Below are 26,302 nucleotides of genomic sequence, written 5' to 3' on the forward strand. Positions count from 1 at the left end.
GGGTTGCCTGTGGACAACTGACCGGCTCACGGCCGCGCGGGTCCCCTGCCCCCGGCCCCCACCCGCGCGCTAAGGTCTGCGCCACAGGACGTTACTCATGGGTAAGGGGAATCGGCCATGCAGCTCGGGATCAACCTCGGCTACTGGGGCGCCGGGATGGACGCGGACAATCTGGCCGTGGCGCAGGAGGCCGACAGGCTGGGCTACTCCGTGTGCTGGGCCGCCGAGGCGTACGGCTCCGACGCGGCCACGGTGCTCAGCTGGGTCGCCGCGCAGACCGAGCGGATCGACATCGGCTCGGCCATCTTCCAGATCCCGGCCCGGCAGCCCGCGATGACCGCGATGACCGCGGCGACCCTGGACTCGCTGTCCAAGGGCCGCTTCCGGCTCGGCCTCGGCGTCTCCGGCCCGCAGGTCTCCGAGGGCTGGTACGGCGTCAAGTTCGACAAGCCGCTGGCGCGCACGCGCGAGTACGCGGAGATCGTCCGCAAGGCGATGTCGCGGGAGCGGCTGTCGTACGAGGGCGAGCACTGGACGCTGCCGCTGCCCGGCGGCCCGGGCAAGCCCATCAAGCTGACCGTGCACCCGGAGCGCGAGCACATCCCGCTGTACATCGCCGCGATCGGCCCGAAGAACCTGGAGCAGACCGGCGAGATCGCCGACGGCGCCCTGCTCATCTTCCCCTCCGCCGAGCACCTGGAGGAGACCACGATGACGTACCTGCGCGCGGGCCGGGAGAAGGCGGGCAAGACCCTCGACGGGTTCGACGTCTGCCCGACCCTGCCGCTCGCCGTCGGCGACGACAAGGACGTGGCGAAGCTCGCCGACACCTTCCGCCCCTACACCGCGCTGTACGTCGGCGGCATGGGCAGCGCCAAGCAGAACTTCTACAACCAGCTCGCCAAGCGCATGGGGTACGAGAAGGAGGCCGCCGAGATCCAGGAGAAGTACCTGTCCGGCGACAAGGCCGGTGCCGCGGCGGCGATTCCGCAGGACCTCATCGACAGGACGACGCTGCTCGGCTCCGTCGACCGCATCGCCGACCGGATGAAGGCGTACGCCGCCGCCGGTGTCACCACCCTCAGCCTCGCCCCGGCCGGCTTCACGCTGGACGAGCGGCTCGCCTCCCTCCGGGCGGGCACCGAGGCCCTGGAGCGCGCCGGACTGGCGTAGCCCTGTCGCCTTGTGGCGGGGGGAGTTTTCAGCGGCCGTGGTGGGGGCTCGGGGGTCTTCCCCGCCACGGCCGTCACGGGTAACAACGCGTCTGCCGCCGGGCGGTTACGCCCCCGGGGGTTCCCCCTTTCGGCCCAGTCGGCGTGCACAGCTGTTGCGGCCCCTCTCTGTCCGCATTTGACTCGGTCTTTGCGGGATCCTGCGGAATCTGCGTAAACCTGCGGAATCGTGCGGAGAGGCGGCTTCCATGCTTTCGGCCAAGAGTCTGTTCCAGGAGATCCTCGACAACGACGAGTCCTTCCGGCTCTTCTGCTCCATCGCGGCCGGCGGGGAGGCCCAGGGCGGCTGGGAGAACGGACGGATCGCCGCCCTCGTACCGCAGAGCGAGCGCGCACTCGTCCCCAAGATCAGCCGGCACGGCGCCGACGAGGACAAGCACGGGCGCATCTTCAACGCCCTCATGAAGAAGCGCGGCGTGCGACCGGTCGCCGTCCCGCCCGAGACCGACTACACGATGCTGCTGGAACGGCGCGGCATCGGCCTCGCCCACGACAAGCTGAAGCGGGACGAGCCGCTCACCGTGCGGGACCTCATCGTCTACCTCGCGCACAGCCGGGTCACCGAACAGCGCGCCGCCGACCAGATGGTGATGCTCCGCAGGCACTTCTCCGACCACCCCGAGGTCGGCAGGGCCGTCCGCATGATCTCCCACGACGAGGACAACCACCTCGCCTACACCCACGAGGAGCTGCTGCGCTTCGCCGCCGCCGGGCACGGCCGGCTCATCCAGCGCACCCTGCGCGCGTGCGCGCTCGCCGAGATCCGCGTCTACCGCGACGTCAGCCTCGCCGTGATGGCCCACATGGGCCGCATCCTCGGCTGGCCGAAGGCCAAGTCCGCGCTCCTCGCCGCCGCGATCCACGCCGTGTACGCCTACGAACGCCTCCTGGGCTGGCACCGCATGGTCACCCTCCGCATCCCCGAGCGCCGCGACCCACTCGGCGGACCCGCCGCCCCCGCGCACGAGTACGCCTAGGACATGCCACGGGTCACAGCCAGCCGCGCTGCTTGAACATGCGGTACAGCAGCACCTCCAGGGCGGCCATCGCCAGGATCACCGCCGGGTACGCCCACAGCCAGTGCAGCTCGGGCATGTGGTCGAAGTTCATGCCGTAGATCCCCGCGATCATCGTGGGGATCGCCGCCATGGCCGCCCACGCGGAGATCTTCCGCATGTCGTCGTTCTGCCGCACGCTCATCTGCGCCAGATGCGCCGCCAGGATGTCCGACACCAGCCGGTCCAGGGCCTCGATGGACTCGTTGACGCGCGCGAGGTGGTCGAGCACGTCACGGAAGAACGGCCGCGCCTTTTCGTCCACGAAGGGCAGCCCGGCGCCGAACTGGCCGGTGCCGGCCAGCCGGGTCAGCGGCAGTGCCAGCGGCCCGGTCGCCCGCCGGAACTCCAGGATCTGCCGCTTGAAGGTGTAGATCCGGGACGCGGTGTGCCGTGAGCGGCCGCCCTCCGGCCGGAACACCTCCGCCTCCAGCTCCTCCAGGTCGGTCGCCAGCTCCGTCGCCACCTCCAGGTAGTGGTCGACGGTGGCGTCGGAGATCGCGTACATCACGGCGGTGGTGCCCTTGCCCAGCATCTCCGGCTCCTCCTCCAGCCGGTGCCGTACGGCGGCCAGCGGGGAGGCCTCGCCGTGCCGGACGGTCACCACGAAGCAGTCGCCGATGAAGACCATGATCTCGCCGGTGGTGACGGTGTCGCTGTGGGGCTCGTACACGACCGGTTTCAGGACCATGAACAACGAGTCGGCGTACACCTCCAGCTTGGGCCGCTGATGCGCCTTGAGCGCGTCCTCGACCGCCAGCGGATGCAGTCCGAACTCCTCGGTGACCAGGTCGAACTCCCGCTCCGAGGGTTCGTACAGCCCGATCCACACGAACCCGCCGGCCGCCCGCGCCTCGGCGAGCGCGTCGGACAGGTCGTCCGGGGCCTCGGTGCGGTGCCCATGCCGGTAGACGGCGCAGTCGACGATCACGCAGCGCATTCTCCCGTCGCCCGCCCGCGCCCGCATCTCGGAGTGCCCCTACCCTGGGCCGCATGCCCACGCTGATCCTCGTAAGGCACGGACGTTCCACCGCCAACACCTCGGGTGTGCTCGCCGGGTGGACCCCCGGCGTCGCCCTGGACGAGCGCGGGGCCGCACAGGCCGCCGCACTGCCCGGACGCCTCCGGGCGCTGCCGATCGCCGAGGTCGTCGCCAGCCCCCTCCAGCGCTGCCAGGAGACCATCCGGCCACTGCTCGACGCCCGCCCCGGACTGCGCGCCCACACCGACGAGCGCATCGGCGAGTGCCACTACGGCGACTGGTCCGGCCGCAAGCTCGCCGAGCTGGCGGACGAACCGCTGATGGAGGTCGTACAGGCGCACCCGTCGGCCGCCGCCTTCCCCGGCGGGGAGTCCATGCGGGCCATGCAGACCCGCGCCGCCGAGGCCGTACGCGAGTGGAACGCGCGCGTGGAGCGCGACCACGGCGCCGACGCCGTCTACCTCATGTGCTCCCACGGCGACATCATCAAGTCCCTCGTCGCCGACGCGCTCGGGCTCCACCTCGACCTCTTCCAGCGGATCTCCGTGGAACCGTGCTCCATCACCGCCATCCGCTACACCCGCCTCAGGCCGTTCCTCGTCCGCCTCGGGGACACCGGCGACCTCGCCTCCCTCGCCCCCCGCGAGGAAGCACCCCCGGGAGGCGACGCTCCCGTCGGAGGCGGTGCGGGCGCACCGTGATCGTCGCCCGCAGTAGGGTGAAGCGGTCCGCACAGCCGCGCTCACACGCGGCCCGTGCTGCCAAAACCCCCGACTGCTGAAACTCCCGCAACTCCCGCAACTCTCGAATCCAATGGAGACAGGACGTGTCCCGTCAGGTGTTCCTCTACGACCCGCCGGACCGTTTCGTGGCCGGCACGGTCGGACTGCCCGGACGCCGTACGTTCTTCCTCCAGGCCGCCGCAGGCTCCCGGGTGACCAGCGTGGTCCTGGAGAAGACCCAGGTCGCCGCGCTCGCCGAGCGCATGGACGAGCTGCTCGACGAGGTCGTACGGCGCAGCGGCGGCAGCGCCGCCGTGCCCGCCGTGGCGCCCACGGAGATCGCCGACACCGCCCCGCTGGACACCCCCATCGAGGAGGAGTTCCGCGTCGGCACGATGGCCCTGGCCTGGGACGGCGAGGAACAGCGCATGATCGTCGAGGCGCAGGCCCTCGTGGAGCTGGACGCCGAGACCGAGGAGGACCTCGCCGAGGCCGAGGAGCGGCTGCTCCAGGACGAGGAGAACGGGCCCCCCATGCTGCGGGTCCGGCTGACCGGCGCGCAGGCCAGGGCCTTCGCCAAGCGCGCCCTCGACGTCGTCAACGCCGGAAGGCCGCCGTGCCCGCTGTGCAGCCTCCCGCTCGATCCGGAAGGACACGTATGTCCGCGCCAGAACGGATACCGCCGCGGAGCGTGACCGCTGCCGAGGCAGGGGCTGACGCGGCGGCCGACGCAGCCGCCGCCGAGCTGCTCGCCCGCGGTGAGCTGACCGTCCGCGGCCGGATCCGCGAGGCCTCCAACGCGGCGCTGTTCTGCTCGGTCGCGTACGACGGCCAGGAAGCCGCCTGCGTGTACAAGCCCGTGGCCGGGGAGCGCCCGCTGTGGGACTTCCCCGACGGCACCCTCGCGGGCCGCGAGGTGGCCGCCTACGAGGTCTCCGAGGCCACCGGCTGGGGACTCGTGCCGCCGACCGTGCTGCGCGACGGGCCGTACGGCGAGGGCATGTGCCAGCTGTGGATCGAGGCGAGCGCCGAGGCCGAGCTGCTCGCGCTGGTCGATGCAGAGGAGCCGGAGCCGGGCTGGAAGGCGATCGGTCTCGCCGAGGTCGGCGAGGGCCGCACCGCGCTGCTCGTACACGCCGACGACGAACGGCTGCGCCGGCTCGCCGTCCTCGACGCGGTGATCAACAACGCCGACCGCAAGGGCGGCCACCTGCTCCCCACCGCCCGGGGCCGGCTCTACGGCATCGACCACGGGGTCGCCTTCAACGTCGAGGACAAGCTCCGCACCCTCCTGTGGGGGTGGGCCGGGGAACCGCTGACGGACGAGGCAGTCGACGTGCTCCAGGGGCTGCGCGAGAGCCTCAGCGAGGGCGGCGACCTGGCCGCGCGGCTGACGGGACTGATCACCCCGGCCGAGATCGCCGCCACGCGCGTGCGTGCCGAGGCGCTGCTCGCCACCGGGCTGCACCCGGAGCCGAACGGACAGTGGCCGGCCATCCCGTGGCCGCCGGTGTGAGAACGGTGGCATGCGGTGCGCGGATGACGGTGGTATGCCGGTGTCAGGAACGGTGTGAGAACACTGGTCCGAGCACGCCGGTGCGATCACATCGGCCGCGGATGCGCAAGAGTGCCCTACCGGCCAACCAGCCCGTCCGGTTCGTATCCGCAACTCCGGTCCGGTTACGCTCATGTACATGCATGCCTGGCCCGCTTCCGAGGTCCCCGCCCTGCCTGGTCAGGGCCGCGACCTGAGGATCCACGACACCGCGACCGGCGGTCCCGTCACCCTGGACCCCGGTCCCGTCGCCCGTATCTACGTCTGTGGCATCACGCCGTACGACGCCACCCACATGGGGCACGCGGCGACCTACAACGCGTTCGACCTCGTTCAGCGCGTGTGGCTCGACACCAAGCGGCAGGTCCACTACGTCCAGAACGTCACCGACGTCGATGATCCGCTGCTGGAGCGCGCCAACCGCGACGGCGTCGACTGGGTCGCCCTCGCCGAGCAGGAGACGGCCCTCTTCCGCGAGGACATGACCGCCCTCAGGATGCTCCCGCCGCGGCACTACATAGGCGCCGTCGAGGCGATACCCGGCATCGTCCCGCTCGTGGAGCGGCTGCGTGAACTCGGCGCGGCCTACGAGCTGGACGGCGACATCTACTTCTCCGTCGAGTCCGACCCGCACTTCGGCGAGGTCTCGAACCTCGACGCGGCGGCGATGCGACTGCTGTCCGCCGAGCGCGGCGGCGACCCGGACCGTCCGGGCAAGAAGAACCCGCTGGACCCGATGCTGTGGATGGCGGCCCGCGAGGGCGAACCCAGCTGGGACGGCGGCTCGCTCGGCCCCGGGCGCCCCGGCTGGCACATCGAGTGCGTGGCCATCGCCCTCGACCACCTCGGCATGGGCTTCGACGTCCAGGGCGGCGGCTCCGACCTCGCCTTCCCGCACCACGAGATGGGCGCCTCGCACGCCCAGGTGCTCACCGGCGAGTTCCCTATGGCCAAGGCCTACGTCCACGCCGGCATGGTCGCCCTGCACGGCCAGAAGATGTCCAAGTCCAAGGGCAACCTCGTCTTCATCTCGCAGCTGCGTCGCGACGGCGTCGACTCGGGCGCCATCCGGCTGGCCCTGCTCGCCCACCACTACCGTGCGGACTGGGAGTGGACCGACCAGGTGCTCGAGGACGCCGTGGCCCGCCTCGGCCGCTGGCGTGCCGCCGTCTCCCGCCCCGACGGGCCGTCCGCCGACGCGCTCGTCGAGGAGATCCGCGAGGCCCTGGCCGACGACCTGAACGCGCCCGCAGCGCTCGCCGCCGTGGACCGCTGGGCGGCCCGCCAGGAGCAGGAGGGCGGCACCGACATCGGCGCCCCCGGCCTGGTCAGCCGGGCCGTGGACGCGCTGCTGGGCGTGGCCCTGTAGCCGTACTGCATGACGAAGGGGCGGTTCCCCACCGCGGGGAACCGCCCCTTCGCGTTGCTCAGTCCTCCGAGCCGTCCTCGTCGTTGCCCTCCGAGCCGCCGGACGGCCCTGGCCCCGGCCCCGGCCCAGGCCCTGGCTTCGGCGGCCGGCTCCGGCCGCTCGGGTTGTCCCGCAGGTAGGAGCCGCCGTCCGCGCCGTCCGCCGTGGCGTGTCCGCCGGGCGGGTTCACGTCCCGGCGCCGCAGATACCGTTCGAACTCGCGGGCGATCGCCTCACCCGACGCCTCAGGCAGCTCCGCGGTGTCCCGGGCCTCCTCCAGCGTCTGGACGTACTCGGCGACCTCGCTGTCCTCGGCGGCCAGCTGGTCCACGCCCACCTGCCAGGCCCGCGCGTCCTCGGGCAGCTCGCCCTGCGGGATCCGCAGGTCCAGCAGGTCCTCCAGACGGTTGAGCAGCGCCAAAGTGGCCTTCGGGTTGGGCGGCTGGGAGACGTAGTGCGGCACGGCCGCCCACAGCGACACCGCCGGGACGCCCGCGTGCGTGCACGCCTCCTGCAGGACGCCGACGATGCCCGTCGGGCCCTCGTACTTGGTCTCCTCCAGGTCCATCCGGCGGGCCAGGTCCGGGTCGGAGGTGACCCCGCTCACCGGGACCGGACGCGTGTGCGGGGTGTCACCGAGCAGGGCGCCCAGGATGACCACCAGCTCCACTCCCAGCTCGTGCGCGAAACCGAGCAGCTCGTTGCAGAACGAGCGCCAGCGCATGGACGGTTCGATGCCGCGCACCAGCACCAGGTCGCGGGGCTTGTCGCCGCCGACCCGGACCACCGACAGCCGTGTCGTCGGCCATGTGATCTTTCGCACTCCGGCGTCCATGAACACCGTGGGGCGGTTCACCTGGAAGTCGTAGTAGTCCTCGGCGTCCAGCGCCGCGAACACCTCGCCCTTCCACTCGCGTTCCAGATGCGCGACCGCCGTGGAGGCGGCGTCGCCGGCATCGTTCCAGCCCTCGAACGCGGCCACCATGACTGGGTCGATCAGCTCGGGAACCCCCTCCAGCTCGATCACCCAGTGCCTCCTTCCGACGTGCCCTCGCTTGACGTCCCAACCTTACGGCGTCCGGCGGGGGCGCCCGCAGCCCCCTTGCGCGGGGCAGTGACCGGATCACTGCCCCGATCGCCGCCTCGGAACACCCGTCGCCGACCGGGAGCCCCGGAGACGGTCACGGCCTCGGCGCAGGCGCACGCCAAGGGCGGCCCCGTCGGCAGGGGGCCGCCCTTGACAGACTGTCAGGTCCCGCTTGCTGCCCTCGGATCCCGCTTCGAGGGACCTTCCGGTGCTTCTGCAGGCAGGTCCTACTTCTTGTCGAGCAGGTCCTGGACCTTGGTGCGGACCTCGTCGGTGGCAAGACCGCGGATGGTCAGCGTCGTACGGCGGCGCAGCACGTCGTCCGCCGTCTCGGCCCACTCGTTGTCCCGGGCGTAGACGACCTGCGCCCAGATCTCCGGGGCGTCCGGGTGGACGCGCTCGGCCAGCTCCGGGTTCTCGTTCGCCAGGCGGGCGATGTCGAAGGACAGGGAGCCGTAGTGGGTGGCCAGGTGCCTGGCGGTGTCGGCGGCCATGCGCGGGCCGGGCGCCGGGTGGTCCACCAGCAGCCGGTGGGCCACCGCGCGCGGGTTGGCGACACCGGGCAGCGGCAGCCGCTTCGGCAGCGAGGAGACGGGCTCGAAGTCGTCGCCGAGCGGGTGCCCGGGCAGCGCCTCCAGCTTCTTCATGATCGTGCGGCCGATGTGCCGGAAGGTGGTCCACTTGCCGCCCGCGATGGACAGCATGCCGCCCCTGCCCTCGGTCACCACGGTCTCGCGCTTGGCCTTGGCGGTGTCGCCGGGGCCGCCCGGCAGCACGCGCAGACCCGCGAAGGAGTAGGTGATCAGGTCACGGCTCAGCTGCTGGTCGCGGATGGAGAAGGCGGCCTCGTCCAGGATCTGGGCTATGTCCTTCTCGTTGACCGCGACGTCCGCCGGGTCGCCCTCGTACCCCTCGTCGGTGGTGCCGAGCAGCAGCATGTCCTCCCAGGGGAGGGCGAAGGTGATGCGGTACTTGTCGATGGGGGTCGCAAGAGCGGCCTTCCACGGCGAGGTCCGCTTCAGGACCAGGTGCGCGCCCTTGGACAGGCGGATGGACGGAGCCGCGTTCGGGTCCTCCATCCGGCGCAGGTGGTCGACCCAGGGGCCGGTCGCGTTCAGCACGAGCCGGGCGCCCACGCCGAACTCCTCGCCGGACAGCCGGTCGCGCAGTTCCGCGCCCGTCACCCGGCCCTTGGTGAAGCGCAGCCCGGTGACCTCGGCGTGGTTGAGCACGACCGCGCCCGCGTCGACGGCCGCGCGGACCGTCATCAGCGCCATGCGCGCATCGTTCATCTGACCGTCGCCGTACACGGCCACGGCCTTGAGGTTCTCGGTGCGCAGCTCGGGCACGTCCTGCGCCGCCTTGGCGGGGGAGAGCAGGTGGCCCACGCCGTCACCGAAGGCGGAGAGCGCGGAGTAGGCGAAGACGCCCGCCCCGAGCTTCGCCGCGCCGTGCGGCCCGCCCTTGTACACGGGGAGGTAGAAGGTGAGCGGGTTCGCCAGGTGGGGGGCCACCTGGTGAGAGACCGCACGGCGCTCGAAGTGGTTCTCCGCCACCAGCTTCACCGCACCGGTCTGCAGGTAACGCAGGCCGCCGTGGAGGAGCTTGGAGGAGGCGGAGGAGGTGGCACCGGCGAAGTCGCCGGAGTCGACCAGCGCCACCCTGAGCCCGGACTGCGCGGCGTGCCAGGCGGTGGAGATGCCCAGGATGCCGCCGCCGATCACAAGAAGGTCGTACGACGCCTTGGAGAGCTGCTCCCTGGTCTCGGCCCGGCTCGGGTTCGAGCCGGAGGCCGGGTGCGTCCCCAGGGCAGGCACGGACATCAGGGTGGTCTGACTGGTCATGTCGGGTACTTACTCCTCGTCAGAGCTGTCTGAGCGGTTCGGGCCGCTCAGTCCTCGTCCTCGATCCAGCCCATGGTCCGGTCGACGGCCTTGAGCCAGTTCTTGTACTCACGGTCGCGGGTCTCCGCGTCCATGTGGGGGGTCCACTCGGCGGCCCGGCGCCAGTTGGCACGCAGTTCGTCGGTGCTGGACCAGAAGCCGACGGCGAGACCGGCGGCGTAGGCGGCGCCGAGGCAGGTGGTCTCGGCGACCATCGGGCGCACCACCGGTGCGTCCAGGACGTCGGCCAGGGTCTGCATCAGCAGGTTGTTGGAGGTCATGCCGCCGTCGACCTTCAGGGCCACCAGCTCGTCGCCGGAGTCCTTGACCATGGCGTCGGCGATCTCCCGCGTCTGCCAGGCGGTCGCCTCCAGGACGGCGCGCGCGAGGTGCGCCTTGGTGACGTACCGGGTCAGGCCGGCGATCACACCGCGGGCGTCGGAGCGCCAGTGCGGGGCGAACAGGCCCGAGAAGGCCGGCACGAAGTAGGCGCCGCCGTTGTCCTCGACCGAGAGCGCGAGCGTCTCGATCTCGGCGGCGGTGGAGATCAGGCCCATCTGGTCGCGCATCCACTGCACCAGCGAGCCGGTGACGGCGATCGAGCCCTCCAGGGCGTACACGGTCGGCTGGTCGCCGATCTTGTAGCCGACCGTGGTCAGCAGGCCCGCGTAGGAGTTGATGATCTTGTCACCGGTGTTCATCACCATGAAGGTGCCGGTGCCGTAGGTGGACTTGGTCTCGCCCTCGGCGAAGCAGGTCTGGCCGAACAGGGCCGCCTGCTGGTCGCCGAGTGCGGAGGCGACCGGGATGCCGCCGATCAGGTCGCCCAGCTTGCCGCCGGTGACCTCGCCGTAGACCTCGGCGGAGGACCGGATCTCGGGCAGGATCTGCAGCGGCACGCCGATGGACTCGGCGATCTTCTCGTCCCACTGCGTCGTGTGCAGGTTCATGAGAAGGGTGCGGGAGGCGTTGGTGACGTCGGTGACGTGGTGGCCGCCGTTGACACCGCCGGTCAGGTTCCAGATGACCCAGGTGTCCATGGTGCCGAAGAGGATGTCGCCCGCCTCGGCGCGCTCGCGCAGGCCCTCGACGTTGTCGAGCAGCCAGCGGGCCTTCGGGCCGGAGAAGTACGACGCGAGCGGCAGACCGGTCTCGCGGCGGAAACGGTCCTGCCCGACGTTGCGGCCCAGCTCCCGGCAGAGGCCGTCGGTGCGGGTGTCCTGCCAGACAAGGGCGTTGTGGACGGGCTCACCGGTGTTCTTGTCCCACAGCACGGTGGTCTCGCGCTGGTTGGTGATACCGATGGCCTTGATGTCGTCACGGGTGATGCCGGCCTTCTGGATGGCCCCGGCGACGACTTCCTGGACGTTGGTCCAGATCTCGTTGGCGTTGTGCTCGACCCAGCCCGGCTTCGGGAAGATCTGCTCGTGCTCCTTCTGGTCGACGGAGACGATGCGGCCGTCCCGGTCGAAGACGATGCAGCGCGAAGAGGTCGTGCCCTGGTCGATTGCGGCGATGAAGGGGCCTGCGGTGTGGGCGTCGGTCACTGTGTGCTCCTGAAAGATCCGTGGTGGTGGGGCTTTACGTACGGCGCGTGCTCGAAGGATCGGTGCTTCTGGGCTTCTCGGCCTTGTGAACCGGCTTCTTAAGCGAAGGCGACGTTGTAGATGCCTGCGGCGATGGCGGCGCCGATCAGCGGACCGACCACCGGGATCCAGGCGTAGCTCCAGTCGGAGCCGCCCTTGTTGGGCAGGGGCAGCAGGGCGTGCACGATGCGCGGACCGAGGTCACGGGCCGGGTTGATCGCGTAGCCGGTCGGGCCGCCGAGCGACAGGCCGATGCCGACGACCACCAGCGAGGTGATCAGGGCACCGAGGGTGCCCAGGCCGTTGCCGTTGTTGTTCAGGCCCTGCGTGAGGACGGCGAGCACCAGCACGATGGTGCCGATGATCTCCGTGGCGAGGTTCTGCACCACGTTCCGGATCTCCGGACCGGTGGAGAAGACACCGAGGACCGGGCCTGCGCCCTTCTCCGCGGCCTCGACGGCCTTGGCCGCCGTGGCCTGCGCGCCCGGACCGCCGACGATCTCCTTGTCGGTGAGGTGGGCGTGGAACTGGCCGTAGTAGGCGATCCAGACCAGGGTCGCGCCGATCATGGCGCCGAGCAGCTGACCACCCCAGTAGGTGGGCAGGTTGCTGAAGTCCTTGTCCTTGATCGCGAGCGCGAGCGTCACGGCCGGGTTCAGATGGGCGCCGGAGAGCGGCGCCGAGGTGTAAACGGCCGTCAGAACGGCGAAACCCCACCCGAAGGTGATGGCGAGCCAACCGGCGTTACGGGCCTTGGAGGCCTTCAGCGTGACGGCGGCACAGACGCCGCCGCCGAGCAGGATGAGTATGGCGGTACCGATGGTCTCGCCGATGAAGATGTCGGAGCTGGACACCCGCGACTCCTTTGTCCTTCGTCCAGGGTCAGCCGTACCCCGGGTCCCTCCGGGGGTCTGGCGCCCTCGGGGGTGAGAGCGAATCCGGCCTCTGGCGTTGCCACACTCTAGCGCGTATTGCCGGTAGGTGTTCGACAATGCCGACCGATGGACGGGAGTCTTGCTTCGGCGTTACGTATGCGTCAAGGGTTCTGTTGTCGAAAACAGGATCGTTATTGATCGCCGAGGCTTATCGGTCTTCGTGCACGGACGTGCGATATATCCCTTTTGGCACGTTTCAGGGTATGGCGAGAGCCGGAACGCCACCCGGCGCCCCGGTCAACCCCGAAAGGATTTGGTCATCCTGCAAAACGAGCGGGCGGCGCTCAGAACCGGCTTGCGCCCAGGTCCCTGGAGACGGCGCGGGCACAGTCGCGCACCGCCGCGATCAGCTCGGGGCGCACCTGTCCGTCCCGGCACAGCCGCTCCACCGCGCCCGTGATCCCGACCGCCCCCACGGGCATGCGTCGCCGGTCGTGGATGGGTGCGGCGATGGACGCCACGCCCTCCCAGGTCTCCTCCACGTCCGACGCGTACCCACGCGCGCGCGTGATGTCGAGGATGTGCTCGAAGTCGCCCAGGTCGCACACGGTGCGGTCCGTGAACGCCTTCCGGTCGCTGTCCAGGGCCTCGCTGTGCGCCACCGGGTCGTACGCCGACAGCACCTTGCCCAGCGCCGTGGAGTGCATCGGCTGCATCGCCCCGATCTCCAGCACCTGCCGGCTGTCGTCGGGCCGGAACACGTGGTGCACGATCAGCACGCCCTGCTGGTGCAGGACGCCCAGGTACACGCTCTCCCCGCTGGACCGGGCCAGGTCGTCCGTCCACACCAGGGCCCGCGCCCGCAGCTCGTGCACGTCCAGGTAGGTGGTGCCCAGGCGCAGCAGCTCCGCGCCCAGCTGGTAGCGCCCGGAGGCGTCGTCCTGCTCCACGAACCCCTCCTGCTGGAGGGTGCGCAGGATGCCGTGGGCCGTGCCCTTGGCGAGGCCCAGCGACGAGGCGATGTCCGACAGACCGAGCCGCCGCTCGCCGCCCGCGAGCAACCGCAGCATCGCCGCCGCCCGTTCGAGCGACTGGATGTTCCGTGCCATCGCCGTCCTGCCTCCGTCCCCTTCGACTGCCGACGGAGTTTTCGTCAGCGCCGTTCGGCAATGTCGAACACTATCGTTCCTTGGCGACCTCCCGCTAATAGGTCGGCCGACCCCTGTTCCCTCACACGTGACCTGGGCGTGCCACAGCGGCCACCTCCGCGCATGCCACGCGTCCGCCTCGTGGACGCCGGTCCCCATCCAAGCCCACTCCCGGTTACTCTGACGCCGTGCGGCAACCCGGCATGTTCCGGGAAGCCGCATAGCCGACAGCCGTCGCATCCCAGGGAGCCCTTCATGGCCGCGTTGCCACCGTCCCCTTCCGCCGCCGACAGCCGGACCCGTGCGTCCGCACTCCGGGAGGCGCTCGCCACACGTGTGGTGGTCGCCGACGGAGCCATGGGCACGATGCTCCAGGCGCAGGAACCGACGCTCGAGGACTTCCAGCACCTCGAGGGCTGCAACGAGATCCTCAACCTCACCCGCCCCGACATCGTCCGCTCCGTCCACGAGGCGTACTTCGCCGTGGGCGTCGACTGCGTCGAGACCAACACCTTCGGGGCGAACCACTCCGCGCTCGGCGAGTACGAGATCTCCGAGCGCGTGTACGAGCTGTCCGAGGCGGGCGCCCGGGTGGCCCGCGAGGTCGCCGACGAGTTCACCGCCAAGGACGGCCGCAACCGCTGGGTCCTCGGCTCCATCGGCCCCGGCACCAAGCTGCCCACCCTCGGCCACGCGCCCTACACCACCCTGCGCGACGCCTACCAGCAGAACGCCGAGGGCCTGGCCGCCGGCGGCGCCGACGCGCTCCTGGTGGAGACCACCCAGGACCTGCTCCAGACCAAGGCCGCCGTCCTCGGCTCCCGCCGCGCCCTCGACGCCCTCGGCCTGAACCTGCCGCTGATCGTCTCGGTGACCGTCGAGACCACCGGCACCATGCTCCTCGGCTCCGAGATCGGCGCGGCCCTCACCGCCCTGGAGCCGCTCGGCATCGACATGATCGGCCTGAACTGCGCCACCGGTCCGGCCGAGATGAGCGAACACCTGCGCTACCTCGCCCGCACCGCGCGCATCCCGCTGTCCTGCATGCCCAATGCGGGCCTGCCGGTCCTCGGCAAGGACGGCGCCCACTACCCGCTGACCGCGCCCGAGCTGGCCGACGCCCAGGAGACCTTCGTCCGCGAGTACGGCCTCTCGCTCGTCGGCGGCTGCTGCGGGACGACCCCCGAGCACCTGCGCCAGGTCGTCGAGCGCGTCCAGGGCCTCACCCCGCCCGCGCGCGACCCCCGCCCCGAGCCGGGCGCCGCCTCCCTCTACCAGTCGGTGCCGTTCCGCCAGGACACGTCCTACCTGGCCATCGGCGAGCGGACCAACGCCAACGGCTCCAAGAAGTTCCGCGAGGCCATGCTGGAGGCCCGCTGGGACGACTGTGTGGAGATGGCGCGCGACCAGATCCGCGAGGGTGCGCACCTGCTGGACCTGTGCGTGGACTACGTCGGCCGTGACGGCGTCGCCGACATGGCGGAGCTGGCGGGCCGGTTCGCGACCGCCTCCACGCTGCCGATCGTGCTGGACTCCACCGAGGTCGACGTCATCGAGGCGGGTCTGCAGAAGCTGGGCGGCCGTGCGGTCATCAACTCGGTGAACTACGAGGACGGTGACGGTCCGGAGTCCCGTTTCGCGAAGGTCACGACGCTGGCCCGTGAGCACGGTGCCGCGCTGATCGCGCTGACGATCGACGAGGAGGGCCAGGCCCGCACCCCGGAGAAGAAGGTCGAGATCGCCGAGCGGCTGATCGACGACCTGACCGGGAACTGGGGCATCCGTGAGGAGGACATCCTCGTCGACTGCCTCACCTTCACCATCTGCACGGGCCAGGAGGAGTCCCGCAGGGACGGCATCGCCACGATCGAGGCGATCCGCGAGCTGAAGCGGCGTCACCCTGCGGTGCAGACCACGCTGGGCCTGTCGAACATCTCCTTCGGCCTCAACCCGGCCGCCCGCATCCTGCTCAACTCCGTCTTCCTGGACGAGTGCGTGAAGGCGGGCCTGGACTCGGCCATCGTGCACGCCTCCAAGATCCTGCCGATCGCCCGCTTCGAGGAGGAGCAGGTCCACACGGCGCTCGACCTGATCTACGACCGCCGGGCCGAGGGCTACGACCCCCTCCAGAAGCTCATGCAGCTCTTCGAGGGCGCCACCGCGAAGTCCCTCAGGGCCGGCAAGGCCGAGGAGCTGGCCGCGCTGCCGCTGGAGGAGCGCCTGAAGCGGCGCATCATCGACGGCGAGCGCAACGGCCTGGAGGCCGACCTGGACGAGGCCCTCCAGGACCGGCCCGCCCTCGACATCGTCAACGACACCCTGCTGGACGGCATGAAGGTCGTCGGCGAGCTGTTCGGCTCCGGCCAGATGCAGTTGCCGTTCGTCCTCCAGTCCGCCGAGGTCATGAAGGCCGCCGTCGCCCACCTCGAACCGCACATGGAGAAGTCGGACGCCGAGGGCAAGGGCACGATCGTGCTGGCCACGGTGCGCGGTGACGTGCACGACATCGGCAAGAACCTGGTCGACATCATCCTGTCCAACAACGGCTACAACGTCGTCAACCTGGGCATCAAGCAGCCGGTCTCGGCGATCCTGGAGGCGGCCGAGGAGCACCGCGCGGACGTCATCGGTATGTCCGGCCTGCTGGTCAAGTCCACGGTGATCATGAAGGAGAACCTGGAGGAGCTGAACCAGCGCGGCCTCGCCGCCCGCTTCCCGGTCATCCTGGGCGGTGCCGCCCTCACCCGCGCCTACGTCGAGCAGGACCTGCACGAGATCTACGAGGGCGAGGTCCGCTACGCCCGCGACGCCTTCGAGGGCCTGCGCCTGATGGACGCCCTCATCGGCGTCAAGCGGGGCGTGCCCGGCGCCAAGCTGCCCGAGCTCAAGCAGCGCCGGGTCCGCGCCACCCCCGCCGTCGAGGTCCAGGAGCGCCCGGAGGAGGGCAGCGTCCGCTCCGACGTCGCCACCGACAACCCCGTCCCCACCCCGCCCTTCTGGGACACCCGCGTCATCAAGGGCATCCAGCTCAAGGAGTACGCCTCCTGGCTGGACGAGGGCGCCCTGTTCAAGGGCCAGTGGGGCCTCAAGCAGGCCCGCACCGGTGAGGGGCCGACGTACGAGGAACTGGTCGAGACCGAGGGCCGGCCGCGGCTGCGCGGCCTGCTCGACCGGCTCCAGACCGACAACCTGCTGGAGGCGGCCGTCGTCTACGGCTACTTCCCCTGCGTGTCCAAGGACGACGACCTGATCATCCTGGACGAGGACGGCAACGAACGCACCCGCTTCACCTTCCCGCGCCAGCGGCGGGGCCGCCGGCTGTGCCTGGCGGACTTCTTCCGCCCGGAGGAGTCGGGGGAGACCGACGTCGTCGGCCTCCAGGTCGTCACCGTCGGCTCCCGCATCGGCGAGGAGACGGCCAAGCTGTTCGAGGCCAATTCCTACCGCGACTACCTCGAACTGCACGGCCTGTCCGTCCAGTTGGCCGAGGCCCTCGCCGAGTACTGGCACGCCCGGGTCCGCGCCGAGCTGGGCTTCGGCGGGGAGGACCCGAGCGCCATCGAGGACATGTTCGACCTCAAGTACCGGGGGGCCCGCTTCTCCCTCGGCTACGGCGCCTGCCCCGACCTGGCGGACCGCGCCAAGATCGCCGAACTCCTCAAGCCCGAGCGGATCGGCGTCCACCTGTCCGAGGAGTTCCAGCTGCACCCCGAGCAGTCCACGGACGCGATCGTGATCCACCACCCCGAGGCGAAGTACTTCAACGCCCGCTGACACCCCTGCGACCCCCCGCCGGCACCCCTCCGCCCAGGCCGTCGAGGGCGCGCCGAAGGCCCTCCTGGCCTGCGGCGGGGGTTTTCAGGTGTACCCCGGGGCTTCCAGGGATAAACAAGGGCGTTTCGGCGTCCTGGGACGTACACTGGTCGGCCCATCGCAGGCCGGTTCCCGCTAGGGAGCCGGCCTGATCGTCCCTCAAGGAGGTGCGCCCGGATGACCAGCACGGTCCCCGCGCAAGGAACCCTTCCCCAGTCTGTCGGCACCGCTCGGGCAGCCGAGCCCCGTACCGCCGAGGACTCCACCCTGGAAGCGGTTCTCCTCGACATGGACGGCACCCTGGTGGACACCGAGGGCTTCTGGTGGGACGTCGAGGTCGAGGTGTTCGCCGCCCTCGGCCACCCCCTGGACGACTCCTGGCGGCATGTCGTGGTCGGCGGCCCGATGACCCGCAGCGCAGGCTTCCTCATCGAGGCCACCGGCGCCGACATCACGCTCGACGACCTCACCGTGCTGCTCAACGAGGGCTTCGAGGACCGTATCGGCCGCGCCCTGCCGCTGATGCCGGGCGCCGCCCGGCTGCTCGCCGAACTCCGCGAGCACGCCGTCCCGACCGCACTGGTCTCCGCCTCCCACCGGCGCATCATCGACCGCGTGCTCACCGTGCTGGGCCCGCACCACTTCGACCTGTCCATCGCCGGCGACGAGGTCTCGCGCACCAAGCCCTACCCGGACCCCTATCTGCTCGCCGCCGCCGGACTCGGCGTGAACCCGGTCCGCTGCGCCGTCGTCGAGGACACCCTCACCGGCGTCACCGCCGCCGAGGCCGCGGGCTGCCGCGTGGTCGCCGTACCGTCCGTCGCCCCCATCGCCCCGGCCGAGCGGCGCACCGTCGTCACCTCACTCGAAGAGGTCGACCTGCCATTTCTGCGCGGCCTGATGACGGAAATGCGCTAGCTGGACAGAATTCCGGAGAAGTACACCCACGGGAATTCCCAAGCCGGGCGACCGGCCGAATTCCGGTAGCCGCCGGGCCAGTTGAAAGGTGTGACGTTCCCCACTCCGGACAGCCTCGACAACGTTGCCCAAGTGTGCTGCCCGGCCCCGCTCCAGGGGAAGGGGCGTGCCCTTGTGTCCCGATTGGTGGAAAGCTGCACGAATCCTGCCGCTGTCGGGTATTCGGTCTGTCCACACCCGGTTTCACTGCGTGATGGGGGCTCGACTCACACGACTGTGAACCGCCGTGCGGGCGCGGACTAATCTCATCGCGAGAACATCGCAGCAACCCCCGTGATCCGCCGCACCACCCCTGCATGCCGGGTACACGGACCCGAACAGCTCTGGAGAAACTCCCGCATGAACCGCAAGACTTTGGTGCTGCCGGCGATGGCCGGCCTGCTCACGCCGGTTCTCGCCGCGTGCGGCGGATCCGGCAGCGGGAGCAAGAGCGGCGACGCCATCGTCGTAGGTACCACGGACCGGTTCACCGTCACCCACGACGCCCCTGCACCCCTCGACCCCGCCTACGCCTACGACGTCGGCACCTGGAACGTCCTGCGCCAGACGGTGCAGACCCTGATGGCCCAGCCCAAGGGCGAGGGCGAACCCGTGCCGGACGCCGCCGAGAGCTGCGCCTTCACCGACAGCGGCAGCGAGCGTTACGCCTGCAAGCTGCGCGACGGCCTGAAGTTCGCCAACGGCGACAAGGTCACCGCCGACACGGTCAAGTACTCCATCGAGCGTGCCCTGCACCTCAAGGCCGACAGTGGCGTCTCCGCCCTGCTGAACACCATCGACACGATCGAGACCCAGGGCGACCGCGAGGTCATCTTCCACCTGAAGACGGCCGACGCCACCTTCCCGTACAAGCTGTCCACCCCGGTCGCCGGCATCGTCGACCCCAAGGACTACGCCCAGGACAAGCTGCGCGACGGCTTCGAGGCCGACGGCTCCGGCCCCTACACCTTCGAGGCCGACGTCAAGGACAACGCGATGGTCAGCGCCACCTTCACCAGGAACCCGGACTACAAGGGCGCCGTGAAGGTCAACAACGACAAGGTCGTGATCCGCTCCTACGCCGACGCGGACGCCATGAGCGACGCCATCGACAAGGGCGACATCGACGTCATGACCCGCACCATGTCCCCGGCGCAGATCCAGAAGCTGGACGCGGGCACCGACGACAAGGTCGACCTGGTCGAGATGCCCGGCCTGGAAATCCGCTACCTGGCCTTCAACACCAACGCGCCCACGGTCAAGACCAAGGCCGTCCGCCAGGCCATGGCCCAGCTCATCAACCGCGGCGAACTCGTCTCCAAGGTCTACGGCACCCAGGCCGAGCCCCTGTACTCGCTGGTCCCCGCCACGGTCACCGGCCACTCCAACTCGTTCTTCAACAAGTACGGCAACCCCAGCGCCGCCAAGGCCAAGGACCTGCTGACCCGGGCCGGCATCACCACCCCGGTGAAGCTGACCCTGCACTACACCACCGACCACTACGGCTCGGCCACCAAGCAGGAGTTCGAGGTCCTGCAGAAGCAGCTCAACGACAGCGGTCTGTTCGACGCGAGCATCCAGGGCCACCCCTGGGAGACCTTCCGGCCCGCCGAGCGGAAGGGCCAGTACGACGTCTACGGCATGGGCTGGTTCCCCGACTTCCCGGACGCCGACAACTTCCTGGCGCCCTTCCTCGACAAGGACAACTTCCTCGGCTCGCCGTACTCCAACACCACGATCCAGCGGACGCTGATCCCGGAGTCCCGTCGCGACGCCGACCGGCTCAGCGCCACCAGGAGCCTGACCCAGATTCAGGACAACGTCGCCGAGGACGTCCCCGTGCTGCCCCTGTGGCAGGGCAAGCAGTACGTCGCCGCACGGGGCGATGTGACGGGCGTCGCCTACGCGCTCAACTCCTCCTCGACGCTTCAGCTGTGGGGGCTCGGCCGCGGTGTGAGCGGCTGACGGCTCTCTCCTCGGGGCCAGGACGGCGGCCCCGGACCTGACGAACCGACGACAAGGCACATGCAGTGAACATGCGCAACCAGTGGCCGGTCCTGCCCATCGTGGCAGGGCTGGCCTCCGGCCTGTTGACCGGCTGCGGCTCGGAGACCGGTGGCTCCGGGGGTACCGGCTCCACCGTGGTGATGGGGATGTCCGACGACGTCCTCGCCACGGACCCGGCGTCCGGCTACGACCCCGGCTCCTGGCTGTTGTTCAACAACGTCTTCCAGTCCCTGCTCAGCTTCCCCAAGGGGGCCACGCAACCCCAGCCCGAGGCGGCGAAGGACTGTGCCTTCACCGACTCCCAGGCCACGGTCTACAAGTGCGTGCTCAAGGACGACCTGAAGTTCAGCAACGGTGACGACCTCACCTCCGAGGACGTGAAGTTCTCCTTCGACCGCATGCTGAAGATCAACGACTCCGCGGGCCCCGCCATCATGTTCCCGCTGCTCGACAAGGTCGAGACGCCGGACGCGAAGACCGTCGTCTTCAAGATGAAGGCCCCCGACGCCACCTTCCCCAGCAAGATCGCCTCCGGTGCCGGCTCCATCGTCGACCACCAGCAGTACGACGCGAACGGGCTGCGCAGCGACGGCAAGGCGGTCGGCTCCGGCCCCTACAAGCTGGACTCCTTCGACAAGGACAAGGCCGTCTTCTCCGTCAACGGCAACTACAAGGGCACCGCCGACACCAAGAACTCCGGCGTCACCATGAAGTTCTTCCACGGCGACCGCAGCGGCCTGAAGAAGGCCCTCCTCGACGGCGACATCGACATCGCCTACCGAGGCCTGACCGCCTCCGACGTCGCCGACATCGAGAACCAGGACGGCAGCAAGGGCGCCGAGGTCATCGAGGGCAGCAGCGCCGAGGTCCAGCACCTGGTCTTCAACATGAAGGACCCGGTCGTCGGCAAGCTCGGCGTGCGCAAGGCCATGGCCTACCTCATCGACCGCGACGCCCTGATCAAGAACGTCTACCAGGGCACCGCCACCCCGCTGTACTCGATCATCCCGGCGGGCATCGCCGGCCACAACACGGCCTTCTTCGACACCTACGGCGCCCGCCCCTCCCGGGACAAGGCCGCCACCGCGCTGCGGGCCGACGGCATCACCGGCAAGGTGAAGCTCACCCTGTGGTCCACGCCCTCCCGCTACGGCCCCGCCACCGACGAGGAGCTGAAGGCCATCGCCGGCCAGCTCAACGCCAGCGGGCTGTTCGAGGCCGACGTCAAGTCCGTCTCCTTCGACCAGTACGAGAAGGACATCGCCGCCGGCAAGTACGGCGTCTACGTGAAGGGCTGGGTGCCCGACTACCCGGACGCCGACAACTTCACCGCGCCCTTCTTCGGCAAGGGCAACGTGCTGGACAACAACTACGACAACCGCACCATCACCGGCGCCCTCATCCCGCACACGGCCGCACAGAGCGACCGCGGCGCGACCGACAAGGACTTCAGCCGGCTTCAGGACATCGTCGCCGACGAACTGCCCGTCCTGCCGGTCTGGCAGGCCAAGCAGTACGCGGTCGTCCGCGACGGCGTCTACGGCCTGGAGTACTGCCTGGACGCCTCGACGGTGTTCCGGTTCTGGGAACTCAGCAAGGGCTGACGCCGCATGCGCCGAGGGCGCCCTTCCCACCTGGGAGGGGCGCCCTCGCGCGTCCGTGCCGTCTCTACTGGGCGCCGGGACGCACCAGCCCGCTCTCGTACGCGTACACCGCGGCCTGCACCCGGTCCCTGAGGCCCAGCTTCGTCAGCACATGCCCCACGTGCGTCTTGACGGTGGTCTCGCTGACGAACAGGTCCGCCGCGATCTCCGCGTTCGACAGGCCGCGCGCCACCAGCTTCAGCACCTCCACCTCGCGGTCGGTGAGCGTGTGCAGGGTGTCCGGCACCGGCTCCTCGCCCGAGGGCAGATGCGTCGCGTACTTGTCCAGCAGCCGGCGCGTGATGCTCGGCGCCAGCATCGCCTCGCCCGCCGCCACGACCCGGATCGCCTGCACCAGCTCGTTGGCGGGCGCGTCCTTCAGCAGGAAGCCGCTCGCCCCCGCGCGCAGCGCCTCCACCACGTACTCGTCAAGGTCGAACGTGGTCAGCACCAGCACCTTCGCCGGACCGTCCCGGCCGGGCCCGGTGATCTGCCGGGTGGCCTCCACCCCGTCCATCCGGGGCATACGGATGTCCATCAGCACGACATCCGGCTGCAGGGCCCGTACCTGGTCGAGAGCCTGCAGGCCGTCACCGGCCTCGCCCACGACCGCGAGATCCTGCTCGGCCTCCAGGATCATCCGGAACCCGGTACGCAGCAGCGGCTGGTCGTCGACCAGTAGGACGCGGATGGCCACGTGACACTCCTTCGCTAGTCCGGCCCCATTCTGCCCTGCGCCAGCTCACCCGACTCGGCCGCCCTCACCGCCAAGGGGTACGGCGGGGGAGTACCGCCGAACTCCGGGCAGTGCGCCTGGTGGTCGCACCAGCCGCACAGCTTCGTCGGCCGGGGCCGCCACTGACCGCTCTCCGTCGCCTGCCGGATCGCCTCCCACAGCGCGAGCAGCTTGCGTTCCACCCGCTCCAGGTCCGCGAGGACCGGGTCGTACGTCAGCACGTCCCCGCTGCCCAGATACACCAGCTGGAGCCGGCGCGGGATCACCCGCTTCAGCCGCCACACCACCAGGGCGTAGAACTTCATCTGGAACAGCGCGCCCTCCGCGTACTCCGGGCGCGGAGCCTTCCCCGTCTTGTAGTCGACGATCCGCACCTCACCGGTGGGCGCCACGTCGACCCGGTCGATGATGCCGCGCAGCCGCAGCCCCGAGGCCAGCTCGGCCTCCACGAACAGTTCACGCTCGGCCGGCTCCAGACGCGTCGGATCCTCCAGCGTGAACCAGCGCTCCACCAGCCGCTCGGCCTCACCGAGCCACCGTGCCAGGCGCTCGCCCTCCGGATCGTCGGCGAACAGCTCCGCGAGCTCCGGCTTGTTCTCCCTGAGCCGGTCCCACTGCCCCGGGATCAGCGCCTTGGCCCGCGGTGCCGTGCGCTCCCCGGCCGGCGCGTCGAACAGCCGCTCCAGCACCGCATGCACCAGCGTGCCGCGCGTCGCCGCCTCGCTCGGCTTCTCCGGCAGCCGGTCGATCACCCGGAACCGGTACAGCAACGGGCACTGCATGAAGTCACTGGCGCGCGACGGCGACAGCGACGTGGGCGCGATCGGCACGCGCTGCGTGCCGCCGGCCGTGCCGCTGTCGGCCCCGCCGTCCTCGATGCTGCTCTCCATGACCACAGACCATACGGCCCACCACTGACAGTGACCCAACCACGGGCCGTGGAGGCCGTGTGACCACGCGCCGAACACAAGGGGTGCCGGGGCGGAACGTGCCGCCACGGCCGCATACCATCGACCCGAGACCCTTCCGCCCCGGCAGGCGCGGAGGACGCTTCGAACGAGGGGACACCGTGGACGTGAGCGGCGGGAGCGGACAGCCGCGGCCCGGCAAGAACGAGCCGGACGAGCACACCGCAGGTCCTGCGGCCCCGACGACCGGATCCCCCGACCCCGGATCCACCGACCACCCCGGGCCGGAGCGCGACGAGGCCCCCGACCACCCGCAGGCCGACGCGGACGGCACGAACGACACCCACACCGAGACCGGCGCCGATGCCGAAGCCGGCGCCGACACCGGGACCGGCGGGGCCGAGCCCACCGAGCACCACCGCACCCTCGCCCACTCCGGCATCGCCAAGGGCGAACCGCCGCAGCCGCGCCCCAAGGAACCCGGCGGCGGCATCCTCATGGGCCGCCCCTTCGGCGTCCCCGTCTACGTCGCCCCGAGCTGGTTCCTCGTCGCCGCCCTGATCACCTGGGTCTTCGGCGGCCAGCTCGACCGCATCCTGCCCGAGCTCGGCGCCGCCCGCTACCTCGTCTCCCTCTTCTTCGCGGTCGCCTTCTACGCCTCCGTCCTCGTCCACGAACTCGCCCACACGGTCGCCGCGATCCGCTTCAAGCTCCCGGTCCGCCGCATCCAGCTCCAGTTCTTCGGCGGAGTCTCCGAGATCGAGAAGGAAGCCGAGACCCCCGGCCGCGAATTCGTCCTGGCCTTCGTCGGACCCCTGCTCTCCCTCGTCCTCGCCGGACTGTTCTACCTCGCGATGCAGCCCGTCGAGCCCGGCACCGTACCCGGCGTCCTGCTGGCCGGCCTCATGGTCTCCAACCTCATCGTGGCGATCTTCAACCTGCTGCCCGGACTGCCCCTCGACGGCGGCCGGATGCTCCGCGCCGTCGTCTGGAAGATCACCGGCAGGCCCATGAGCGGCACCGTCGCCGCCGCCTGGGTCGGCCGCGCCCTCGCCATCTCCGTCCTCATCGGCCTGCCCCTGCTCAACCAGTCCGGCTCCCTAGGCGGCGGCAGCGAGACCAGCGGCGGCATGGACACCGTCACCGACGCCCTGCTCGCCGCCATCCTCGCCGCGATCATCTGGACCGGCGCCGGCAACAGCCTGCGCATGGCCCGGCTGCGCGAACACCTCCCCGAACTGCGCGCCCGCACCCTCACCCGGCGTGCCGTACCCGTCCAGACCGACACCCCCCTCTCCGAAGCCCTGCGCCGCGCCAACGCCGCCGGCGCCCGCGCCCTCGTCGTCGTCGACGCCGACGGCAACCCCCTCTCCCTCGTCCGCGAGGCCGCCATCGTCGGCGTACCCGAACACCGGCGCCCCTGGGTCGCCGTCGGCGGCCTCGCCCAGGACCTCACCGACGGCATGCGTGTCTCCGCCGAACTGGCCGGAGAGGACCTCCTCGACGCCCTGCGCGCCACCCCGGCCACCGAGTACCTGGTCGTCGAGGAGACGGGCGAGATCTACGGCGTGCTGTCGGCGGCGGACGTGGAGCGGGCCTTCGTCAAGGCGATGGCCCGCCCCAGCTGACCCCGCCCGCACCCGCTCAGCTGTGGTCGGCGGCCCCCTCCGGTGCCGGTAGGCTGGTCACATGTCCGAACCGACCGGTGCCGCCCGCAGGCGCGGGCCCTTCAAGGTCGGGGACCAGGTACAGCTGACCGACCCCAAGGGCCGCCACTACACGTTCACGCTCGAAGCCGGGAAGAACTTCCACACCCACAAGGGTTCCTTCCCGCACGACGAACTGATCGGCGCTCCCGAGGGCAGCGTTGTCCGCACCACCGGCAACGTGGCCTACCTCGCGCTGCGCCCCCTGCTCCCCGACTACGTCCTGTCCATGCCCCGCGGGGCAGCCGTCGTCTACCCGAAGGACGCGGGGCAGATCCTCGCCTTCGCCGACATCTTCCCCGGCGCCCGCGTAGTCGAGGCGGGCGTCGGCTCCGGCTCGCTCAGCAGCTTCCTGCTGCGCGCCATCGGCGACCAGGGCATGCTGCACTCCTACGAGCGCCGCGAGGACTTCGCCGAGATCGCCCAGCAGAACGTCGAGCGCTACTTCGGCGGCCCGCACCCCGCCTGGCAGCTCACCGTCGGCGACCTCCAGGACAACCTGTCCGACACCGACGTCGACCGCGTCATCCTCGACATGCTCGCCCCCTGGGAGTGCCTGGACGCCGTCTCCAAGGCGCTCGTTCCCGGCGGCATCCTGTGCTGCTACGTGGCCACCACCACCCAGCTCGCCCGGACCGTCGAGTCCATACGGGAGATCGGCTGCTTCAACGAGCCGACCGCCTGGGAGACCATGATCCGCAACTGGCACATCGAGGGCCTGGCCGTCCGCCCGGACCACCGGATGATCGGCCACACCGGCTTCCTGCTCACCGCCCGTCGCCTCGCAGACGGTGTCGAGCCGCCCATGCGCCGCCGCCGCCCCGCCAAGGGCGCCTACGGCGAGGACTACGCCGGACCCAACGCCGACGGCGGCGCCGGCCGCTGACCGGTCCCGCACCAGCACAACGCAAGGGCGCCGTGCCGAAGTTCCCGAACCGAACCGGGAACTCGGCCACGGCGCCCTTGCGTTGACAGGGCACCAGGGCCCCCAAGGCCCCC

The 26,302-nt window shown here is 70.5% G+C and carries 20 protein-coding genes; 12 read left to right on the top strand and 8 right to left on the bottom strand.

Annotation, left to right across the window (positions count from 1 at the left end; all coding sequences use genetic code 11):
- Window positions 1–117 precede the first annotated feature (117 nt).
- Window positions 118–1,173, top strand: coding sequence for an LLM class F420-dependent oxidoreductase (locus ACWD3E_RS21270; protein WP_451389103.1), 1,056 nt, complete (start codon window positions 118–120; stop codon window positions 1,171–1,173).
- A 247-nt stretch (window positions 1,174–1,420) separates the two neighbouring features.
- Entirely contained in the window at window positions 1,421–2,209 is a 789-nt protein-coding gene (locus tag ACWD3E_RS21275) for a ferritin-like domain-containing protein (RefSeq protein WP_451389104.1), read from the top strand.
- Window positions 2,210–2,222: 13 nt separating this feature from the next.
- Here ACWD3E_RS21275 and corA read toward each other — a convergent pair whose 3' ends face one another.
- Window positions 2,223–3,218: a magnesium/cobalt transporter CorA gene (gene corA, locus ACWD3E_RS21280; RefSeq protein ID WP_451389105.1), complete on the bottom strand. Its 996-nt coding sequence runs from the start codon at window positions 3,216–3,218 to the stop codon at window positions 2,223–2,225.
- A gap of 62 nt (window positions 3,219–3,280) precedes the next feature.
- On the opposite strand from corA, the gene ACWD3E_RS21285 reads away from it, so the two are divergent.
- From ACWD3E_RS21285 to mshC, 4 genes are all read left to right on the top strand, one after another.
- Complete coding sequence (locus ACWD3E_RS21285) at window positions 3,281–3,970, top strand: histidine phosphatase family protein (RefSeq protein ID WP_451389106.1); 690 nt, start codon at window positions 3,281–3,283, stop codon at window positions 3,968–3,970.
- A 125-nt stretch (window positions 3,971–4,095) separates the two neighbouring features.
- Window positions 4,096–4,686 carry a DUF3090 domain-containing protein gene (locus ACWD3E_RS21290; protein ID WP_451389107.1) on the top strand — a complete coding sequence of 197 codons (591 nt, stop codon included), beginning with the start codon at window positions 4,096–4,098 and terminating at the stop codon, window positions 4,684–4,686.
- Window positions 4,650–5,507 carry an SCO1664 family protein gene (locus ACWD3E_RS21295; RefSeq protein WP_451389108.1) on the top strand — a complete coding sequence of 286 codons (858 nt, stop codon included), beginning with the start codon at window positions 4,650–4,652 and terminating at the stop codon, window positions 5,505–5,507. The genes ACWD3E_RS21290 and ACWD3E_RS21295 overlap by 37 nt, the downstream gene beginning before the upstream one ends.
- 178 nt (window positions 5,508–5,685) lie before the next feature.
- Window positions 5,686–6,915, top strand: coding sequence for a cysteine--1-D-myo-inosityl 2-amino-2-deoxy-alpha-D-glucopyranoside ligase (gene mshC, locus ACWD3E_RS21300; RefSeq protein ID WP_451389109.1), 1,230 nt, complete (start codon window positions 5,686–5,688; stop codon window positions 6,913–6,915).
- A gap of 58 nt (window positions 6,916–6,973) precedes the next feature.
- Here mshC and ACWD3E_RS21305 read toward each other — a convergent pair whose 3' ends face one another.
- The 5 genes from ACWD3E_RS21305 to ACWD3E_RS21325 form a co-directional block, all read right to left on the bottom strand.
- On the bottom strand, window positions 6,974–7,981 hold the full coding sequence (locus tag ACWD3E_RS21305) for a PAC2 family protein (RefSeq protein ID WP_451389110.1): 1,008 nt from the start codon (window positions 7,979–7,981) through the stop codon (window positions 6,974–6,976).
- Window positions 7,982–8,268: 287 nt separating this feature from the next.
- Window positions 8,269–9,885 carry an FAD-dependent oxidoreductase gene (locus ACWD3E_RS21310; protein WP_451389111.1) on the bottom strand — a complete coding sequence of 539 codons (1,617 nt, stop codon included), beginning with the start codon at window positions 9,883–9,885 and terminating at the stop codon, window positions 8,269–8,271.
- Between the two features lie 47 nt (window positions 9,886–9,932).
- Window positions 9,933–11,471 carry a glycerol kinase GlpK gene (gene glpK / locus ACWD3E_RS21315; RefSeq protein WP_451389112.1) on the bottom strand — a complete coding sequence of 513 codons (1,539 nt, stop codon included), beginning with the start codon at window positions 11,469–11,471 and terminating at the stop codon, window positions 9,933–9,935.
- Window positions 11,472–11,569: 98 nt separating this feature from the next.
- The gene (locus ACWD3E_RS21320; protein WP_451389113.1) at window positions 11,570–12,364 is read right to left on the bottom strand and encodes an MIP/aquaporin family protein; all 795 of its coding nucleotides are present in this window, start codon (window positions 12,362–12,364) and stop codon (window positions 11,570–11,572) included.
- A gap of 365 nt (window positions 12,365–12,729) precedes the next feature.
- Window positions 12,730–13,494 carry an IclR family transcriptional regulator gene (locus ACWD3E_RS21325; protein WP_451389114.1) on the bottom strand — a complete coding sequence of 255 codons (765 nt, stop codon included), beginning with the start codon at window positions 13,492–13,494 and terminating at the stop codon, window positions 12,730–12,732.
- Between the two features lie 294 nt (window positions 13,495–13,788).
- Between ACWD3E_RS21325 and metH the strand changes: the two genes are divergently transcribed.
- The 4 genes from metH (at window position 13,789) to ACWD3E_RS21345 (ending at window position 21,914) form a co-directional block, all read left to right on the top strand.
- Complete coding sequence (gene metH, locus ACWD3E_RS21330; RefSeq protein ID WP_451389115.1) at window positions 13,789–17,307, top strand: methionine synthase; 3,519 nt, start codon at window positions 13,789–13,791, stop codon at window positions 17,305–17,307.
- A 216-nt stretch (window positions 17,308–17,523) separates the two neighbouring features.
- On the top strand, window positions 17,524–18,264 hold the full coding sequence (locus ACWD3E_RS21335) for an HAD family hydrolase (protein ID WP_451389116.1): 741 nt from the start codon (window positions 17,524–17,526) through the stop codon (window positions 18,262–18,264).
- A 399-nt stretch (window positions 18,265–18,663) separates the two neighbouring features.
- Entirely contained in the window at window positions 18,664–20,268 is a 1,605-nt protein-coding gene (locus tag ACWD3E_RS21340) for an ABC transporter substrate-binding protein (protein ID WP_451389117.1), read from the top strand.
- 65 nt (window positions 20,269–20,333) lie between these two features.
- Window positions 20,334–21,914: an ABC transporter substrate-binding protein gene (locus ACWD3E_RS21345; protein WP_451389118.1), complete on the top strand. Its 1,581-nt coding sequence runs from the start codon at window positions 20,334–20,336 to the stop codon at window positions 21,912–21,914.
- 64 nt (window positions 21,915–21,978) lie between these two features.
- On the opposite strand, the gene ACWD3E_RS21350 is transcribed toward ACWD3E_RS21345, so the two are convergent.
- Together ACWD3E_RS21350 and ACWD3E_RS21355 are read right to left on the bottom strand one after the other, a co-directional pair.
- On the bottom strand, window positions 21,979–22,650 hold the full coding sequence (locus tag ACWD3E_RS21350; RefSeq protein WP_010045368.1) for a response regulator: 672 nt from the start codon (window positions 22,648–22,650) through the stop codon (window positions 21,979–21,981).
- Window positions 22,651–22,664: 14 nt separating this feature from the next.
- Entirely contained in the window at window positions 22,665–23,579 is a 915-nt protein-coding gene (locus ACWD3E_RS21355; protein WP_451389119.1) for a RecB family exonuclease, read from the bottom strand.
- 179 nt (window positions 23,580–23,758) lie between these two features.
- Between ACWD3E_RS21355 and ACWD3E_RS21360 the strand changes: the two genes are divergently transcribed.
- Window positions 23,759–25,225, top strand: a complete 1,467-nt coding sequence (locus tag ACWD3E_RS21360) for a site-2 protease family protein (RefSeq protein ID WP_451389120.1) — start codon at window positions 23,759–23,761, stop codon at window positions 25,223–25,225.
- A 61-nt stretch (window positions 25,226–25,286) separates the two neighbouring features.
- A complete protein-coding gene (locus ACWD3E_RS21365) occupies window positions 25,287–26,189 on the top strand; it encodes a tRNA (adenine-N1)-methyltransferase (protein WP_451349568.1) in 903 nt (300 codons plus the stop codon).
- The last annotated feature ends 113 nt before the right edge of the window (window positions 26,190–26,302 follow it).

Source organism: Streptomyces sp. NPDC002676 (assembly GCF_053592455.1).